This window comes from Pseudomonas sp. HMWF021, assembly GCF_003061005.1.
Lineage (GTDB): Bacteria > Pseudomonadota > Gammaproteobacteria > Pseudomonadales > Pseudomonadaceae > Aquipseudomonas.
Genome location: NZ_QAIK01000162.1, coordinates 1 through 18,093 on the forward strand (window position 1 = coordinate 1; position 18,093 = coordinate 18,093).

At 60.9% G+C, this 18,093-nt stretch carries 15 protein-coding genes; 10 read left to right on the top strand and 5 right to left on the bottom strand.

Features of this window, described 5'->3' with window-relative positions:
• Positions 1 to 153 precede the first annotated feature (153 nt).
• From DBR18_RS23190 to DBR18_RS23205, 4 genes are all read right to left on the bottom strand, one after another.
• A complete protein-coding gene (locus DBR18_RS23190; RefSeq protein WP_007966536.1) occupies positions 154 to 1,128 on the bottom strand; it encodes a serine/threonine protein kinase in 975 nt (324 codons plus the stop codon).
• 182 nt (positions 1,129 to 1,310) lie between these two features.
• A complete protein-coding gene (locus DBR18_RS23195) occupies positions 1,311 to 3,212 on the bottom strand; it encodes a PhoX family phosphatase (RefSeq protein WP_108592067.1) in 1,902 nt (633 codons plus the stop codon).
• A 71-nt stretch (positions 3,213 to 3,283) separates the two neighbouring features.
• Entirely contained in the window at positions 3,284 to 4,048 is a 765-nt protein-coding gene (locus DBR18_RS23200) for a TOBE domain-containing protein (RefSeq protein ID WP_108592068.1), read from the bottom strand.
• Between the two features lie 213 nt (positions 4,049 to 4,261).
• Positions 4,262 to 4,996: a ComF family protein gene (locus DBR18_RS23205; RefSeq protein WP_108592069.1), complete on the bottom strand. Its 735-nt coding sequence runs from the start codon at positions 4,994 to 4,996 to the stop codon at positions 4,262 to 4,264.
• A 91-nt stretch (positions 4,997 to 5,087) separates the two neighbouring features.
• Here DBR18_RS23205 and bioB point away from each other — a divergent pair, with 91 nt between their 5' ends.
• From bioB to DBR18_RS23250, 9 genes are all read left to right on the top strand, one after another.
• Entirely contained in the window at positions 5,088 to 6,143 is a 1,056-nt protein-coding gene (bioB, locus tag DBR18_RS23210) for a biotin synthase BioB (protein WP_108592070.1), read from the top strand.
• A 127-nt stretch (positions 6,144 to 6,270) separates the two neighbouring features.
• Positions 6,271 to 7,449 carry an 8-amino-7-oxononanoate synthase gene (gene bioF / locus DBR18_RS23215; protein ID WP_108592071.1) on the top strand — a complete coding sequence of 393 codons (1,179 nt, stop codon included), beginning with the start codon at positions 6,271 to 6,273 and terminating at the stop codon, positions 7,447 to 7,449.
• Complete coding sequence (locus DBR18_RS23220; protein ID WP_108592072.1) at positions 7,442 to 8,173, top strand: alpha/beta fold hydrolase; 732 nt, start codon at positions 7,442 to 7,444, stop codon at positions 8,171 to 8,173. Before bioF ends, DBR18_RS23220 begins: the two co-directional genes overlap by 8 nt.
• Positions 8,166 to 8,978, top strand: coding sequence for a malonyl-ACP O-methyltransferase BioC (bioC, locus tag DBR18_RS23225; protein ID WP_108592073.1), 813 nt, complete (start codon positions 8,166 to 8,168; stop codon positions 8,976 to 8,978). Before DBR18_RS23220 ends, bioC begins: the two co-directional genes overlap by 8 nt.
• Positions 8,975 to 9,655, top strand: a complete 681-nt coding sequence (gene bioD / locus DBR18_RS23230; protein WP_108592074.1) for a dethiobiotin synthase — start codon at positions 8,975 to 8,977, stop codon at positions 9,653 to 9,655. Before bioC ends, bioD begins: the two co-directional genes overlap by 4 nt.
• A gap of 108 nt (positions 9,656 to 9,763) precedes the next feature.
• Positions 9,764 to 10,060, top strand: a complete 297-nt coding sequence (locus DBR18_RS23235) for a pyrroloquinoline quinone biosynthesis protein PqqE (protein WP_108592075.1) — start codon at positions 9,764 to 9,766, stop codon at positions 10,058 to 10,060.
• A gap of 276 nt (positions 10,061 to 10,336) precedes the next feature.
• A complete protein-coding gene (locus DBR18_RS23240; RefSeq protein ID WP_108592076.1) occupies positions 10,337 to 12,142 on the top strand; it encodes a phenylacyl-CoA dehydrogenase in 1,806 nt (601 codons plus the stop codon).
• 192 nt (positions 12,143 to 12,334) lie between these two features.
• Positions 12,335 to 13,624, top strand: coding sequence for a GGDEF domain-containing protein (locus DBR18_RS23245; RefSeq protein WP_108592077.1), 1,290 nt, complete (start codon positions 12,335 to 12,337; stop codon positions 13,622 to 13,624).
• Positions 13,625 to 13,836: 212 nt separating this feature from the next.
• A complete protein-coding gene (locus tag DBR18_RS23250) occupies positions 13,837 to 15,615 on the top strand; it encodes an acyl-CoA dehydrogenase C-terminal domain-containing protein (RefSeq protein ID WP_108592078.1) in 1,779 nt (592 codons plus the stop codon).
• A 227-nt stretch (positions 15,616 to 15,842) separates the two neighbouring features.
• On the opposite strand, the gene DBR18_RS23255 is transcribed toward DBR18_RS23250, so the two are convergent.
• Entirely contained in the window at positions 15,843 to 16,757 is a 915-nt protein-coding gene (locus tag DBR18_RS23255) for a LysR family transcriptional regulator (RefSeq protein WP_108592079.1), read from the bottom strand.
• Positions 16,758 to 16,926: 169 nt separating this feature from the next.
• On the opposite strand from DBR18_RS23255, the gene DBR18_RS23260 reads away from it, so the two are divergent.
• Positions 16,927 to 18,093 (top strand): aspartate aminotransferase family protein (locus DBR18_RS23260; RefSeq protein ID WP_108592080.1); only part of this gene is annotated, 1,167 nt, incomplete at its 3' end.

Here is an 18,093-nt window from a genome sequence, read left to right on the forward strand (position 1 = left end):
TCTGACGTGACAACCCGATATCCCATGATGCTTCCTTAAATCGACGCTCCTACATCATGGTCTAAAAAAATTCGACCACAACACGGCAGCTCCTACAGGGGAACGCATTCCCATGTAGGAGCTGCCGAAGGCTGCGATCTTTTGATCTTTAAATCAGAACAACTTCAAAGGTTCTTCGTTGAGCGCCGACAGCTGTTCACGCAGCGCCAGCACCTGATCGCCCCAATACCGTTCCGTACCAAACCACGGAAAGCTGTGCGGAAACGCCGGGTCATCCCAGCGCCGCGCCAGCCAGGCGCTGTAATGCATCAGGCGCAGGGCGCGCAGCGGTTCGATCAGCGCCAGTTCGCGCGGGTCGAAATCATGGAATTCGTTGTAGCCATCCATCAGCTCCGAGAGCTGGCCGAGGCAATCCTGACGGTCGCCCGCCAGCATCATCCAGATGTCCTGCACCGCCGGACCCATGCGACAGTCGTCGAGGTCGACGATGTGGAACATCTCGTCGCGGCACATCATGTTGCCGGGATGGCAGTCGCCGTGCATGCGGATGTTCTGGTGCGGCGTGTTGGCGTAGGCATCTTCCACGCGCTTGAGCAGATCGCGGGCGACGGATTCATAAGCCGGCAGCAGGCTCTTGGGAATGAAGTTGCCTTCGAGCAAGGTGTTCAGCGAGGCGTGGCCGAAGTTCTGTACGGCGAGCGCTTCGCGGTGTGCGAACGGCTTGGTGGCGCCAACTGCATGAATGCGCCCGAGCAACTGGCCGAGGCGATACAGCTGATCGAGATTGCCCGGCTCCGGCGCACGGCCGCCGCGACGCGGAAACAGGGTGAAACGGAAACCGGCGTGTTCGTGCAGGGTCTGGCCGTTGTGGATCAGTGGCGCCACCACGGGAATCTCGACGTCGGCCAGTTCGAAGGTGAACTGGTGTTCTTCGAGGATGGCTTCGTTGGTCCAGCGCTGCGGACGGTAGAACTTGGCGATCAGCGGTTCGGAGTCTTCAATGCCGACCTGGTAGACGCGGTTTTCGTAGCTGTTGAGCGCCAGAATGCGCGCGTCACTCAGGAAGCCGATGCTTTCGACGGCATCGAGCACGAGATCGGGTGTGAGGGTTTCAAACGGGTGGGCCATGCTGACTCCTGCGCGCAGCAGGCTGCCGCGTCCGGCCCAGCATGGTAGCGCAGATGGCAGCGGGGGAGGTGGCTGGTGTCTGGGAGGACGCTATCGCTGGCAAGCCAGCTCCCACAAAGTCTTGCACTATTTTCAAATTAGCGCAGAACCTGTGGGAGCTGGCTTGCCAGCGATTAGGCCTGTCAGGCGCCGACTATGCCGCCATCCTCACGGGTAATCGCCATCACCGAGGAGCGCGGCTTGCCGTTCGGCAGATGCTCGGGGAAGGTCGAGCCGCCGTTTTCGCCCGGATGCTGAATCCCGACAAACAGGGTTTTCTGATCCGGCGAGAAGCTGATCCCGGTGACTTCACAGCCAATCGGCCCGACCATGAAGCGGCGAATCTCGCCAGTCTTGGGATCGGCGCAGAGCATCTGGTTGTTGCCCATCCCGGCAAAGTCCCCGGCATTGCTCGAGTCGCCGTCGGTGAGAATCCACAAGCGCCCGGCCTTGTCGAAGCCCAGACCGTCCGGGCTGTTGAACATGTTCTGCGGGGTGATGTTCTTCGACCCGCCCTTCGGCGTACCGGCGTGCACGCCCGGGTTGCCGGCGACCACAAACAGGTCCCAGGCAAACGTCTTCGACGCGTGATCGTCGCGGTCGGTGCGCCAGCGCAGGATCTGCCCGTAGACGTTTTTCTCGCGCGGGTTCGGCCCGCCCACCGGCTGGCCGTCTTCGCCGCGTTTGGCGTTGTTGGTCAGGGTGCAATAGACCTGGCCGTCCTTCGGACTGACCACGATCCACTCCGGGCGGTCCATGCGCGTGGCGCCGACCACACTGGCGGCGAGGCGGGCGTGGATCAGCACTTCGGCCTGATCGGCGAAACCGCTCGTGGCGTCGATGCCGTTTTTGCCGTGGGTCAGTTCGATCCACTGGCCCTGGCCTTTCGGGTGATCCGGGTTGCCGTCACCGGCGTCGAACTTGGCCACATACAGCGTGCCGTGGTCGAGGAGGTCGCGGTTGGCTTTCGGGTTGCGATGGTTGATGCGGTCGCGGCTGACGAATTTGTAGATGAACTCGCCACGCTCGTCGTCGCCCATGTACACCACGGCGCGACCGTCGTCGGTTTCGGCCAGCGCGGCGTTCTCATGCTTGAAGCGACCCAGCGCGGTGCGTTTGACCGGGGTCGATTGCGGATCGAACGGATCGATTTCCACAACCCAGCCGTGCCGGTTGAGTTCGTTGGGGTTCTTGGCCATGTCGAAACGCGGGTCGAACGGGTGCCAGTTGATTTCACGGCTGGCGGCCGACACGCCGTAGCGCTTCTGCGCCGGGTCGAACTGCTGTTGGGCGTTGCTGCTGCCGAAGCAGTCGGTGAAGTTCTCTTCGCAGGTCAGATAAGTGCCCCACGGTGTCTTGCCGTTGGCGCAGTTCTGGAAGGTGCCGAGGACTTTCTTGCCGTGCTTGTCGGCGGCCGTCTTCATCAGCTCATGACCGGCCGCCGGGCCGCTGATGCGTAGCGGCGAGTTGCCGTGGATGCGGCGGTTGTAGCGCGAGCCCTGGACGAACTGCCATTGGCCGTTCTTGCGCTGCACCTCGATCACCGACACACCTTCGCAGGCCAGCGCCTTGCGCACGTCTTCGGCCGATTGCGGCATGCCGCCGTGCGGGTAGAGGTAGCGGTAGTTGGTGTATTCGTTGTTGATCGCCATCAACGCGCGGTTTCGGTCGTCGGGGAATTCGAACAGGCTCATGCCGTCGTTGTTGTCGCCGAACTGCACTTCCTGTGCGGCGGCGGTGCCATTGCCGCTCGGATCGAACGCCGGGCCGTTCTTGTGCAACGGCTGGCCCCAACTGATCAGCACCGAGGACTTGTAGCCCTTGGGCAGGCTGATGACGTCGGTGGTCGCGGCGGGAATGCTCTCGAAACCGAGCAGGCGGCTGTTACCGGCGCTGATGCCGGTGGCCAGCGCGCTGCGGCTCAGCAGGTTGCCACCGAGAAACATGGCGGCACCGCACAGCGCACCGGCGCTGATAAAGCCGCGACGGCTGAGGCCGACCATCTTTTCCAGATCTGTGGATTGGTTTTCTTCTAATAGGCTCACATCAGGCTCCCTGCTTGGTTTTGGCAGCAACCTTAATGGGAGGCGATGAAGTTTTTGTTGCAGAAAGTCCGTTACAGCGGCGTGCCAATCAGCACATTGGACGGCGAGAACTGCACCTGTACCGGTTGCCCGACGCTGAGTCCGCGAGTGCGAAGCAGCAACGGCTCAGCCAGAGCGCAGAGCGTCTGGCCGTTGGGCAGGGCGACGCGCACTTCGCTGGGGCCGTCTTCGGCATCGAGAATGGCTTCGAGGGTGCCTTTGAGAAGATTGTGTCCAGATGTTGCTGCTTGATCCGCCGCCAACAATTCAAGCCAGCCGGCCTTGATCAATGCCACCACTTCGGTGCCCGGTTGCAGCTCCAGGTGCACAGTGCTGTCGTGAGTGATCTGCGCGTCGATCCACAGGCCTTCGGCCAGTTCGAGGCGGATCAGGTCATTGCGGCCCTGTCCTTCGATGGCCACGACTTTGCCGTGCAGTTGATTGCGGGCGCTAGTTCTGAGCATCAATCGCCCGAGCAGGTCCAGATCGCTGGCGTCTTCAGCGGCTTCCAGCACCTGCGCCTGCAAGGCTTGCAGCTTTTGATACAGACGCAGCACCCGTTCGCCTTCGCTGGACAATCTGGCGCCACCACCGCCCTTGCCGCCGACGGCGCGTTCCACCAGCGGTTTCTGCGCCAGGTTGTTCAGCTCGTCGATCGCATCCCACGCCGCCTTGTAACTCAGCCCGGCGCTTTTCGCAGCGCGGGTGATCGAGCCCTGTTCGGCAATGTGTTGCAGCAGGGCGATACGCTGCGGACGGCGGACGATGTGCTGGGAGAGCAGGGTTGGCAGGGACATGGATGGGTGCTTTTTTGCTGTGGCGGTGGGGAGTGAAGTTGGCGTCTTGTGGCGCATGAGTCAAGCCAAACACAGAACCCTGTGGGAACAACGACCTGTTCACGGAGCGATATCCATGTAGGAGCTGCGGCACGCTGCGATCTTTTGATTTTGATTTCATAGATCAAGCTCAAAAGATCGCAGCCTCGTTTCACTCGACAGCTCCTACAGGCTTCAATTTCCGGGTTTTGGCGTGCGCGCCAGACAATAGACGTCGACCCTTGCCGCCCCTGCATCCCTGAGCAGTCGCGCCAGTGCCTGGGCCGTGGCGCCGGTGGTCAGCACGTCATCGATCAACGCGAAGTGCCGACTTTTCACCTCAACGCCGGGCACCAGGGCGAAGGCCTGACGCAGATTGCGTTTGCGCGCCTTGGCGTCGAGGTCCTGCTGGGCGCTGGTGTCGTGAATGCGCCGCAAAGCGTGTTCCTCAAATGGCCGATTCAGCTGTTGGCTCAACCAGCGCCCCAGCATTGCGGCTTGATTGAACCCGCGTTTGCGCAGGCGTTTGTTCGCCAACGGCACCGGCACCAGCACATCGGGTTGCGGCAAACCTTCATCGAAGCGATGTTGCAGGTATTGTCCGGCAACGTCGGCGAGCAGGTGACCAAACGGCCATTTCGCGTTGTGTTTAAAACGCGTAATCAGACTGTCCACCGGGAAGTCATAACGCCAGGGCACCACCACCTGTTCGAACGCCGGCGGCTCTAGCAGGCACTCGCCGCAGGTCAGGCCGGCGGCCGGCATAGGCAAAGCGCAAGTCTGGCAATGGTCGCCAAGCCAGGGCAGATCGGTTTCGCAGGCGTCGCAGATTGGCATTTCTGCTTCGGCGGGTTCATCGCACAGCAAGCAGGTCTGTACGTTTTTTAAACAGATGTAAACCTGTTGTTCGTCTCGTGGTTGACAGCGCATGGCTCTTCCTTAAATATGCCGAACATCCGTGTCGCGCCTGTGGGTATTCCGTTCCCGCAGCCGCCAGCCAAGCATAACCAAGGAACTGCCCATGAGCGCCAGCACCTCTGCCACCCTGCGTCACGACTGGTCTTTAGCCGAAGTCAAAGCCCTCTTCGTACAGCCATTCAACGACTTGCTGTTCCAGGCGCAGACGGTGCACCGCGCACATTTCAACGCCAACCGCGTGCAGGTTTCCACGCTGCTGTCGATCAAGACCGGTGCCTGTCCGGAAGACTGCAAGTACTGCCCGCAGTCCGGCCACTACAACACCGGCCTGGAAAAAGAGAAGTTGATGGAAGTGCAGAAGGTCCTCGAAGAGGCTGCCCGCGCCAAAGCCATCGGCTCGACCCGTTTCTGCATGGGGGCTGCGTGGAAACACCCGTCGGCCAAAGACATGCCGTATGTGCTGAAGATGGTCGAAGGCGTCAAAGCCATGGGCCTGGAAACCTGCATGACCCTCGGTCGTCTCGATCAGGAACAGACCGAGGCACTGGCCAAGGCCGGCCTCGATTACTACAACCACAACCTCGACACCTCGCCCGAGTTCTACGGCAGCATCATCACTACCCGTACTTACAGCGAGCGCCTGCAAACCCTGGCCTATGTGCGTGAATCGGGGATGAAGATCTGCTCCGGCGGCATTCTCGGCATGGGCGAGTCGCTGGACGACCGCGCCAACCTGCTGATCCAGCTGGCCAACCTGCCGGAGCACCCGGAATCGGTGCCGATCAACATGCTGGTGAAAGTCGCCGGTACGCCGCTGGAAAACGCCGAAGACATCGACCCGTTCGACTTCATCCGCATGCTCGCTGTCGCGCGCATCCTCATGCCGCAATCCCACGTGCGCCTGTCCGCCGGCCGCGAAGCGATGAACGAGCAGATGCAGGCCATGGCGTTTTTCGCCGGTGCCAACTCGATTTTCTACGGCGACAAACTGCTGACCACCGCCAACCCACAGGCCGACAAGGACATGCAACTATTCGCGCGTCTGGGCATTCAACCGGAAGCACGCGAAGAGCATGCCGATGAGGTGCATCAGGCTGCGATCGAGCAGGCGCTGGTGGAGCAGAAGAGCAGCGAGCAGTTCTATAACGCTGCGGTCTGATCACCACGGATCCATGTAGGAGCTGCCGAAGGCTGCGATCTTTTGATCTTGTCTTTTAAAAAACAACATCAAAAGATCGCAGCCTTCGGCAGCTCCTACACAGTCATTTTTCAGATGTGAGGCCTGCATGTCTTTCGATCTCGCCGCACGCCTTGCTGCCCGCCGTGCCGAAAATCTCTATCGCCAGCGGCCGCTGCTCGAGTCCCCGCAGGGGCCTGAAGTGGTGGTTGACGGTCAGCCGTTGCTGGCGTTCTGTAACAACGACTACCTGGGCCTGGCCAACCATCCGCAAGTCATCGAAGCCTGGCGCGCCGGTGCCGAGCGCTGGGGCGTCGGTGGCGGGGCGTCGCATCTGGTGATCGGTCACAGCGGTCCGCATCATGCGCTCGAAGAAGCATTGGCCGATCTTACGGGCCGACCGCGTGCACTGCTGTTCACTACCGGCTACATGGCCAATCTCGGCGCGGTCACGGCGCTGGTCGGGCAGGGCGATACGGTGCTTGAAGATCGCCTCAATCACGCCTCGCTGCTGGATGCCGGTCTATTGTCCGGTGCGCGGTTCAATCGCTACCTGCACAACGACGCCGACAGCCTGGCCAAGCGTCTGGAGAAGGCCACCGGCAATACGCTGGTGGTCACTGATGGCGTGTTCAGCATGGACGGCGATCTCGCCGATCTGCCGGCGCTGGCCCGGGAAACCAAGGCCAAAGGCGCGTGGCTGATGGTCGATGATGCCCATGGCTTCGGCGCGTTGGGCGCCAATGGCGGCGGAATCGTCGAGCATTACGGCTTGAGTCAGGACGATGTGCCGGTGCTGGTCGGCACCCTCGGCAAGGCGTTCGGCACAGCCGGCGCCTTCGTAGCCGGCAGTGAAGAGCTGATCGAAAGCCTGATCCAGTTCGCCCGCCCGTACATCTACACCACCAGCCAGCCGCCGGCGCTGGCCTGCGCGACGCTTAAAAGTCTGGAGTTGCTGCGCAGCGAACACTGGCGTCGTGAACATTTGCGGACGCTGATCCGTCAGTTCCGCCACGGCGCCGAGCAGATCGGTCTGCAATTGATGGACAGCTTCACCCCGATCCAGCCGATTCTGATCGGCGACGCCGGTCGCGCCGTGCGCCTGTCGCAGAGGCTGCGCGAGCGCGGTTTGATGGTCACGGCAATCCGTCCGCCGACCGTCCCTGCGGGCAGTGCACGCCTTCGTGTGACCCTGACGGCCGCCCACAGCGAAGCGCAGGTGCAGCTATTGTTGGAAGGACTGGCCGATTGTTTCGCCCAACTGTCGTCGGAGCCAAGCCATGCGTGATCGCCTGATTCTGCTGCCCGGCTGGGGCCTCGGTGTTTCGCCGCTGGAGCCTTTGGCGGCGGCGTTGCGGGGGCTCGATGAGCATCTGCATGTCGAGATCGAACCGTTGCCGGAACTCGATTCCAGCGACTTGCAAGACTGGCTCGATGAACTCGATGAACGTATTGCTCAAGACGTGTGGCTGGGCGGCTGGTCGCTCGGCGGCATGCTTGCCTCTGAATTGGCTGCACGGCGCGGCGAGCGTTGTTGCGGTCTGCTGACGCTGGCGAGCAATCCGTCCTTCGTTGCTTATGAGCAATGGCCGAGCGCGATGCCGGGCGAGACGTTCGATGCGTTTCTCGCCGGCTGCTTGGCCGATCCGAAAACCACCCTCAAGCGTTTCTCGCTGTTGTGTGCCCAAGGCGCGCAAGACCCGCGCGGCTTGTCGCGGCTGCTGTCAGGCGGTGCGCCGAATGCGGCGCCCGAGACCTTGATGGCCGGTCTGGAATTGCTCGCACAACTCGATACCCGTGAAGCGTTGCAGGCGTTTCGCGGCCCGCAGTTGCACCTGTTCGCCGGGCAGGACGGCCTGGTGCCGGCGGAAGCGGCGGGGGCGTTGTTCGCGCTGTTGCCGGATATCGAAATTGGTCTGATCGAACAGGCCAGCCATGCATTTCTTCTGGAAGACCCCCATGGCGTAGCGGGTGCGATCCAGGCTTTTCTACACGAGTGCGGTGATGACTGATTTGTCTTTTGTTGCGCTGCCTGGTGGCTTGCCCGACAAGCGCCAGGTTGCGGCCTCGTTCTCTCGCGCAGCGGCCAGCTATGACAGCGTTGCCGAGTTGCAGCGTGATGTTGGTTCGCAGTTGTTGCAGCGTTTGCCGGCGGATTTTGTGCCATCGCGCTGGCTGGATCTGGGCTGCGGCACTGGCTATTTCACTCGCGCATTGGCCGAGGGTTTTCATGATGCTCAGGGGCTGGCGCTGGACATCGCTGAAGGCATGCTCGAACACGCTCGCCCCTTGGGCGGAGCGCAGTATTTCATCGCCGGTGATGCCGAACGCCTGCCGCTGCGGGACGCGACCTGTGATCTGATCTTCTCCAGCCTCGCCGTGCAGTGGTGCGCGGACTTCGAATCGGTGCTCAGTGAGGCACTGCGTGTACTGAAGCCCGGCGGGATTTTCGCGTTTGCTAGTCTTTGTGCAGGGACGTTGTACGAATTGCGCGACAGCTGGCGTCAGGTCGATGGGCTGGTGCACGTCAATCGGTTCCGCGAGTTCGCCCGGTATGAGCAGTTGTGTGCGGCCAGTGGCTTGCGTGCGCTGAGCCTGCAGAATCAGGCGCACGTGCTGCACTACCCGGATGTGCGCAGCCTGACCCACGAACTGAAGGCGCTCGGCGCGCACAATCTGAACCCCGGCAGGCCCGGCGGTTTGACCGGACGGGCGCGGATTCTCGGTCTGGTCGAGGCTTACGAGCAGTTCCGTCAGGCACAGGGATTGCCGGCGACTTACCAGGTGGTCTACGCCGTGTTGGAGAAACCCTTATGAGCGCAGCCTATTTCATCACCGGTACTGACACCGATGTCGGCAAGACCACCGTGGCTGCCGGGTTGCTGCATGCGGCGCGGACGGCAGGGCTGAGTACGGCGGCGGGTAAACCTGTTGCCTCGGGCTGTGAGGTTACGCCCAAGGGATTGCGCAACGCCGATGCGCTGGCGTTGCTGGCCGAAAGCTCGGTGCCGCTGACTTATCAGCAGGTCAATCCGGTGGCGTTCGAACCGGCCATTGCGCCGCATCTGGCAGCGCGTGAGGCCGGTGTTGCGTTGACGGTTCAGTCACTGCTGGCGCCGATGCGCGAAATTCTGGCGCTGAATGCCGATTTCACTTTGATCGAAGGCGCGGGGGGCTGGCGGGTGCCGTTGGCGGATCAGGACAATCTGTCGGATCTGGCCATTGCGTTGAAGCTGCCGGTGATTCTGGTGGTGGGCGTGCGGCTGGGCTGTATCAGCCATGCTTTGCTGACGGCTGAGGCGATTGCCCGTGATGGTCTGCAACTGGCGGGTTGGGTGGCCAATGTCATTGATCCGAAGACTTCGCGACTGGAAGAGAATCTGGCGACGCTGGCCGAGCGGCTGCCGGCGCCTTGTCTGGGGCGCGTGCCAAAACTCAAAACGCTCAGTGCCGAAGCGGTGGCTGCCCACTTGCAACTCGATCTGCTGGATTAATGCTTTTGCTATGACAAGGCACTGTGCCATCAGTATTTTTGACGGGTGTTTTTCTGGCGCCTCTGCTTCAATGGCAACCATTGATCCTTCCCAAGGATGAGAACTCCCATGGAAATCTCCGGTAGCACAGCTTTTTATGCGGGTTTGAGCACCATTCAGACCGGGCAGAACCGTGTCGATCAGGCCGCCAGCCAGATCGCCAACAACACCATCGAACGCTCGGTCACCAGCCAGTCTTCCGAAGCCCAGGTTGATCGCCTGCGTGGTATCGACCGCAGCCAGCAGATGGATCCGGGCAGCGCGATGGCCGAGATGGCTCAAGGCAAGTTTCAGGTGGAGCTGGGCACCAAGGTCGCCAAGGCTTCCGATGAAATGCTCGGTACGATCATCGATACGTTTGCCTGACTTTTCACGATCACCGTTTGCCGAACGCCGCGCCCTGTCGCGGCGTTTTTCGTTGTAAGTCCTTCTCCCTCAACTAATCTTTTTCTATCACCCATGCCGCTTCGCGATTCATGGCAGTTTGCTGTGTCCGGGATTTGGCAGAGCTGATGACGAACGGCAAAAGATCGACGCTTGACAAGATTTCGGCGTAAACGTATGTTTCAAACAACTGTTTGACCGTCACAACAAATCAACGCGGTCCTTCATTCCCGGTTACATCAGCAGAGGTTTATCGCTATGCCTGACTACAAGGCCCCCTTGCGTGATATTCGCTTCGTTCGTGACGAACTGCTCGGTTACGAAGCGCACTATCAGAGCCTTCCAGCTTGCGCAGACGCAACGCCGGACATGGTTGACGCCATTCTCGAAGAAGGCGCCAAGTTTTGTGAGCAGGTACTGGCACCGCTGAACCGCGTGGGTGACCTCGAAGGCTGCACCTGGAGCGAGTCCGGTGTGAAAACCCCGACTGGTTTCAAAGAGGCCTACAAGCAATTCGTCGAAGGCGGCTGGCCAAGCCTGGCCCATGACGTCGAGCACGGCGGTCAGGGCCTGCCGGAGTCGCTGGGTCTGGCTGTGAGCGAAATGGTCGGTGAAGCCAACTGGTCGTGGGGCATGTACCCGGGCCTGTCGCACGGCGCGATGAACACCATCTCCGAGCACGGCACCCCTGAGCAGCAAGAAGCCTATTTGACCAAGCTGGTTTCCGGCGAGTGGACCGGCACCATGTGCTTGACCGAACCGCACTGCGGCACCGACCTGGGCATGCTGCGCACCAAGGCCGAACCTCAGGCTGATGGCTCCTACAAGGTTTCCGGCACCAAGATCTTTATCTCGGCCGGTGAACACGACATGGCCGACAACATCGTCCACATCGTACTGGCCCGCCTGCCGGACGCACCGGCTGGCACCAAAGGCATTTCCCTGTTCATCGTTCCAAAATTCCTGCCGAACGCCGATGGCACCCTCGGTGCACGCAACGCAGTGAGTTGCGGTTCGCTGGAACACAAGATGGGCATCCACGGCAACGCCACTTGCGTGATGAACTTCGACGGCGCCACCGGTTTCCTGATCGGCCCGGCGAACAAAGGCCTGAACTGCATGTTCACCTTCATGAACACCGCACGTCTGGGTACCGCGCTGCAAGGTCTGGCCCACGCCGAGATCGGCTTCCAGGGTGGCCTGAAATACGCTCGCGACCGTCTGCAAATGCGCTCCCTGACTGGCCCGAAAGCGCCGGACAAAGCCGCTGACCCGATCATCGTGCACCCTGACGTACGCCGCATGCTGTTGACCATGAAGGCTTTCGCCGAAGGCAACCGCGCAATGGTGTACTTCACCGCCAAACAGGTCGACATCGTCAAATACGGCGTCGACGAAGAAGAGAAGAAGAAGGCCGACGCACTGCTGGCGTTCATGACGCCAATCGCCAAAGCGTTCATGACCGAAGTCGGTTTCGAATCCGCCAACCACGGCGTGCAAATCTACGGCGGCCACGGCTTCATCGCCGAGTGGGGCATGGAGCAGAACGTTCGCGACAGCCGCATTTCGATGCTGTACGAAGGCACCACCGGCATTCAGGCACTCGACCTGCTGGGCCGTAAAGTGCTGATGACTCAAGGCGAGGCCCTGAAAGGCTTCACCAAGATCGTTCACAAGTTCTGCCAGAACAACGAAGGCAACGAAGCCGTCAAGGAATTCGTCGCGCCGCTGGCTGCGCTGAATAAGGAATGGGGCGAGCTGACCATGAAGGTCGGTATGGCCGCCATGAAAGATCGCGAGGAAGTCGGCGCGGCTTCCGTGGACTACCTGATGTATTCCGGTTACGCCTGCCTGGCCTACTTCTGGGCTGACATGGCGCGTCTGGCAGCGGAAAAACTGGCCGCCGGCACCACCGACGAGGCGTTCTACACCGCCAAGCTGCAAACCGCGCGCTTCTACTTCCAGCGCATCCTGCCACGTACCCGCACTCACGTGGCCACCATGCTGTCGGGCGCCAACAACCTGATGGACATGAAAGAAGAAGACTTCGCACTGGGCTACTAAGCCTTAACGCGGTCTGACGAAAACCGCTGCTCCCTTGGGGGCAGCGGTTTTTTTGTTTCCGAATCGCTCAGAAACCCGGGTTTTCTGCCGTTAAAGAGACTGCGTGTGATCTGGATCACATTGTGTGTGCTTAACTGGCCACATTGCAGGCACAATGCCATCTCTTTGATATGACGGGTCGGAGCTTTACCCTTGCCGCGTTCTTCCGCTGTACGTTTCAGTCATTTCCTACCTTCACTGCTGTTGTTGCTCGCGGGGTTGGCGGCTGCGTACGTCAAAGACCTCAACGTGTTCTTCACTTCGCTGTTCAATGTGCTGCCGACGCTGGTGCTGCTGTTGGGCGGCGCCTACTGTGCGGTTTACCGACGTCAGCGCGAACTGTTTCTGATGCTCACGGTGTACATCGCCTACTTTCTGCTCGACACCCAGACCGACTATTACCGCGACAATGGCAAGGTGCGTGAAGACGCCGCCGTGGTGTTCCATCTGGTCTGTCTGCTGCTGCCACTGTTGTTCGGGTTGTTCGCTGCGTGGCAGGAGCGCACGCATCTGTTTCAGGACATGGTGGCGCGTTTCGCCGTTTTGCTGGCCTTTGGCAGTGTCGCCCTCGGCCTTGAGCAGAGTTATCCCCAGGCGCTGCTGATGTGGCTTTCGGAAATCCGCTGGCCGGCGCTGCACGGCGCCTGGATGAGCCTGATCCAGCTGTCTTACCCGGTATTTCTCTCGGCGTTCCTGCTGTTGGCCTGGCAATACTGGCGCAACCCGCGGCCATTGCATGCGGCGCAACTGGTCGGCTTGCTCGGGGTGTTCTGGATGCTGCCGAAAACCTTCATCCTGCCGTTCACCCTGAACATCATGTGCAGCCAGGTGATGCTGATGATTGCCGCTGCCGTGGCGCATGAGGCCTATCAAATGGCCTTCCGCGATGAACTCACCGGGCTGCCGGGCCGCCGCGCGCTGAATGAGCGCATGCAGCGTCTTGGGCGCAACTATGTACTGGCGATGAGCGACGTCGATCATTTCAAAAAATTCAACGACACCCACGGTCACGACGTCGGCGACCAGGTGCTGCGACTGGTCGCCAGCAAGCTGTCGAAAATCAGCGGTGGCGGTAGGGCATATCGCTATGGTGGTGAGGAATTTGCCCTGGTGTTCGCAGGCAAAACCCTCGAAGAGTGCATGCCGCATCTGGAAGTGATCCGCGAATCGATTGCCTCCTACAACATCCAGTTGCGCAATCAGGAGAACCGTCCACAGGATGATCAGCAAGGTCGCCAGCGTCGTAGCGGCAGCGGTGCTTCCAGTGTTTCGGTCACGGTCAGTATCGGCGTCGCCGAGCGCGTCGAGCAGCGCACCCCGGAAGAAGTCCTCAAGTCCGCCGACCAAGCCCTGTACAGCGCCAAAGGTGCGGGAAGAAACTGCGTGATGGCATTCGGGCAGAACCGTCGTGGCGCGGTGCGCATGGACAGCGCGGCAGGCTGACTGACAGCGTCTGGAAAAACCAAAAGATCGCATTCTTCAGCAGCTCTGATTCCTGTAGGAGCTGCCGAAGGCTGCGATCTTTTCTTCTGTGACTAAAAATTACAATACGGTCACCGGTTGACCCTATGTGTCGCAAAAGTTGTTGAGGTACACTCGGCCTCAACGAAAACACTCTTCCACGAATCACCTGTCTAGATCTTGCGAGGTTTGCCATGGCTGACTACAAAGCGCCGCTGCGCGATATGCGCTTCGTCCTCAATGAAGTATTCGAAGTCGCCAAACTCTGGGCCGAACTGCCGGCATTGGCCGAGACCGTCGATGCGGAAACCGTAGAAGCCATTCTCGAAGAAGCCGGCAAGGTCACCAGCAAAAGCATCGCGCCACTGAGCCGCGCAGCCGACGAAGAAGGCTGCCACTGGAAGGACGGCGCCGTCAGCACCCCGGCCGGTTTCCCACAGGCCTATCAGACTTACGCTGAAGGCGGCTGGGTCGGTGTCGGTGGCGATCCGGCCTACGGCGGCATGGGCATGCCCAAAGCCGTTTCGGCGCAGGTCGAAGAGATGGTCAACTCCGCCAGCCTGTCGTTCGGTCTGTATCCGATGCTGACCGCCGGTGCCTGCCTGTCGATCAACGCCCACGCCAGCGAAGAGCTGAAGGCCGCCTACCTGCCGAACATGTACGCCGGCATCTGGGCCGGTTCGATGTGCCTGACCGAGCCGCACGCCGGCACCGACCTGGGCATCATCCGCACCAAAGCCGAACCGCAGGCCGACGGTTCCTACAAAGTTAGCGGCACCAAGATCTTCATCACCGGCGGTGAGCACGACCTGACCGAGAACATCATTCACCTGGTGCTGGCGAAACTGCCCGACGCACCGGCCGGCCCGAAAGGCATTTCGCTGTTCCTGGTGCCGAAGTTCATGGTCAACGCCGATGGCAGCCTGGGCGCGCGCAACCCGGCCAACTGCGGTTCGATCGAACACAAGATGGGCATCCAGGCGTCCGCGACCTGCGTGATGAACTTCGACGAAGCCGTGGGTTACCTGGTCGGCGAGCCGAACAAGGGCCTTGCGGCAATGTTCACCATGATGAACTACGAGCGCCTGGGCGTCGGTATTCAAGGCTTGGCCAGCGGCGAGCGTTCGTATCAGAACGCCGTCGAATACGCTCGTGATCGTTTGCAGAGCCGTTCGCCGACCGGCGCGCAGAACAAGGACAAGGTTGCTGACCCGATCATCGTCCACCCGGACGTGCGTCGCATGCTGCTGACCATGAAAGCCTCGAACGAGGGCGGTCGCGCCTTCTCCACTTACGTGGCGATGCAACTCGACACCGCCAAGTTCAGCGAAGACGCGACCACTCGCAAGCGCGCAGAAGATCTGGTCGCGCTGCTGACTCCGGTGGCCAAGGCATTCCTCACCGATCTGGGGCTGGAAACCACCGTCCACGGCCAGCAGATTTTTGGCGGCCACGGTTACATCCGCGAGTGGGGCCAGGAGCAGCTGGTGCGTGACGTGCGTATCACCCAGATCTACGAAGGCACCAACGGCATTCAGGCGCTGGACCTGGTCGGGCGCAAGATCGTCGGCAGCGGTGGCGCGTTCTACAAGCTGTTCGCAGACGAGATTCGCCACTTCACCGCGACCGCCAGCGCTGAGCTGGGCGAATTCACCAAGCCGCTCAACGATGCCGTCGGCACTCTCGACGAGCTGACGGCATGGCTGCTGGATCGGGCGAAAACCAATCCGAACGAAATCGGTGCGGCCTCGGTCGAATATTTGCAAGCGTTCGGCTACACCGCTTATGCCTACATGTGGGCACTGATGGCGAAAGCGGCGCTGGGCAAGGAAGCGCAGGACGATTTCTACGCGAGCAAGCTGGGCACCGCGCGCTTCTATTTCGCCCGTCTGCTGCCGCGTATCCATTCGTTGAGCGCGTCGGTAAAGGCTGGCAGCGAGTCGCTGTTCCTGCTGAACGCTGAGCAGTTTTGATGCTGTGATGTCATGTAAGTAATCTCTTACATGACGTGCTGCTGTTCTCCCATAGGCGCAGATTGGATCCACGGCTAATCTACAACTCATGGACGTCGCGCAGGAAGCGCAAAGCAACAACACGGACACGTAGGATTCTGCCAGGGTGGCGGAGTGAAATGGATGTCAGGGAAACAGTCTGCAAAGCCCCGCTTCGGCGGGGTTTTCTTTTGCCTGAAGAAAAGTTGTCAGGCCAAGGGATCCAGCGCCGGTTTCACCTCGCGCTCCATCACCTCCTCCAGCAATGTCCGCAGCAGCGCCAATGAGGCCTGCTGGCGTTGCACGTCGCGACACACCAGCCCCACTTTCAGCGGCACCCGTGGTTCGCTTAAGGGTTTCCACAGCAGATCCTGATCGTCGTACTCCTTTTGCGAACGCCCCGGCAGCACCGTCGCCAGCTTGGTGTGCGGCAGACTGTCGAGAATTCCGACCATATTGTTCAGTTCGGCCTGCACCTGCGGACGTCGACCCAGGCTGGTCAGTTGTGCCTGCCAGATCTGGCGGATCTGAAACTCTTCGCCCAGCAGCAACATCGGCAATTCTGCAGCCTGGCGAATCGAGACTTTCTTGAATTCACGCAGTGGATGATCCGCCGGGATCACCAGCGTCAGTTCGTCCTCGTACAGCAGCACGCCATGCAGCCCCGGTTGGCGCGGCGGCAGGTAGCTGATGCCGATGTCCAGCGAGCCATTGAGCAAACGGCGCTCGATCTCCAGCCCCGTCAGTTCATAGATCTGCACCACAAGATGCGGTTGCGCCTTGCGCACCCGTTCGAGCATTTGCGGAACGAGGCTGGTGTGCACGGTTTGCAGTACGCCGATCGCCAGCGTGCGCAAGGCCTGCCCCTTGAAGTTGCCCAGCGCTTCCCGCGCTCGCTGCAAGCCATCGAGCAGCGGCAGGGCGTGGTTGTACAAAGTGTGGGCGGCGAGTGTCGGCAACAGGCGTTTGCTGCTGCGTTCGAACAGGGTGACATCGAGGTTCTGTTCGAGCTGGCGGATCTGTTGCGACAGCGCCGGTTGCGAGATCGACAGACGCTCGGCGGCCCGGCCGACATGGCCCTCTTCGTAGACCGCGACGAAATAACGCAGTTGTTTAAAATCCATAAGTAATGCTTATCGAAAATGCTGGTAAATCGAAATGGCCCGAAGCCGTCAGTGAGCCTAGTCTAACCGCAATCACAAGGCTTGCAGGGCCAGAGAGCGCGATGAATAGCGTTTGCTTCGACAGTGTTTGCATAGGCAGTTCAAAAAATCTCACACGAGGTTTTTTGCAATGAATCTGTTCAGTTTGCGGCGCCAGGCGCCGAGTCTTGATGACCTCGCGTTCGAGACCAGTCCACTTGATGCAGGCGAAAGCCTGAATGCCGAACGCCTGATGCCCAGCGTTGAACGCCCGCAGCAGGTGTTCGTGCGCGGTCAGGGCTCGTGGCTGTGGGACAGCAATGATCGCGCGTATCTCGACTTTTCCCAGGCCGGTGGTGCCAACAGCCTCGGTCACAGCCCTTCGGCGCTGGTCAAAGCCATTGCCAGTCAGGCCCAGGCGCTGATCAATCCCGGTTTCAATCTGCACAACCGCGGCATGCTCAGCCTTGCCGAACGCCTGTGTGCCAGCACCCTGAGCGATCAGGCTTACCTGCTCAACAGCGGCAGCGAAGCCTGCGAGGCAGCGATCAAACTGGCGCGCAAGTGGGGCCAACTGCATCGGGGCGGCGCGTCGCGGATCATCGTGGCGAAGCAAGGCTGCCACGGGCGCAGTCTGGCGACGATGTCCGCGTCGGACAGTTGCAACCTGCACAACCGTTTCGCGCCGTTGCTGCCGGGTTTCGATCTGGTGCCATTCAACGACTTGCCGGCGCTGCATGCTGCTGTGGATGCGCAGACCGTCGCGATCATGCTCGAGCCGATCCAGAGTGATGCCGGGGTGATTCCGGCGACCGAGCATTACCTCAAGGGTGTCGAGCGGCTGTGCCACGAACTGGGCATTCTGCTGATCCTCGACGAAGTACAGACCGGCATCGGTCGCTGCGGGACGTTGCTCGCCGAACAGTCCTTTGGCGTGCGCGCCGACATCGTCGTGCTCGGCAAGGGCCTGGGGGGTGGCGTGCCATTGGCGGCGTTGCTGGCCCGGGGTAAAGCCTGCTGCTTCGAGGCCGGTGAACTGGGCGGCACTCATCATGGCAACGCACTGATGACCGCGGCCGGTCTGGTGGTGCTCGACAGCGTGCAGGACCGCAGCTTCCTCGAACAGATCAAAGACAACGGTCAGCACCTGCGCGAAGGTCTGGCTCGATTGGCACATCGCTACGGCCATGGCGAGTTGCGCGGGCGAGGGCTGTTCTGGGGGCTGAGCCTGTCAGAGGATTGCGCCGATGCCGTGGTCAATGCCGCCCTGCAGGAAGGACTGCTGCTCAACGCACCGCAGGCCGACTGCCTGCGTTTC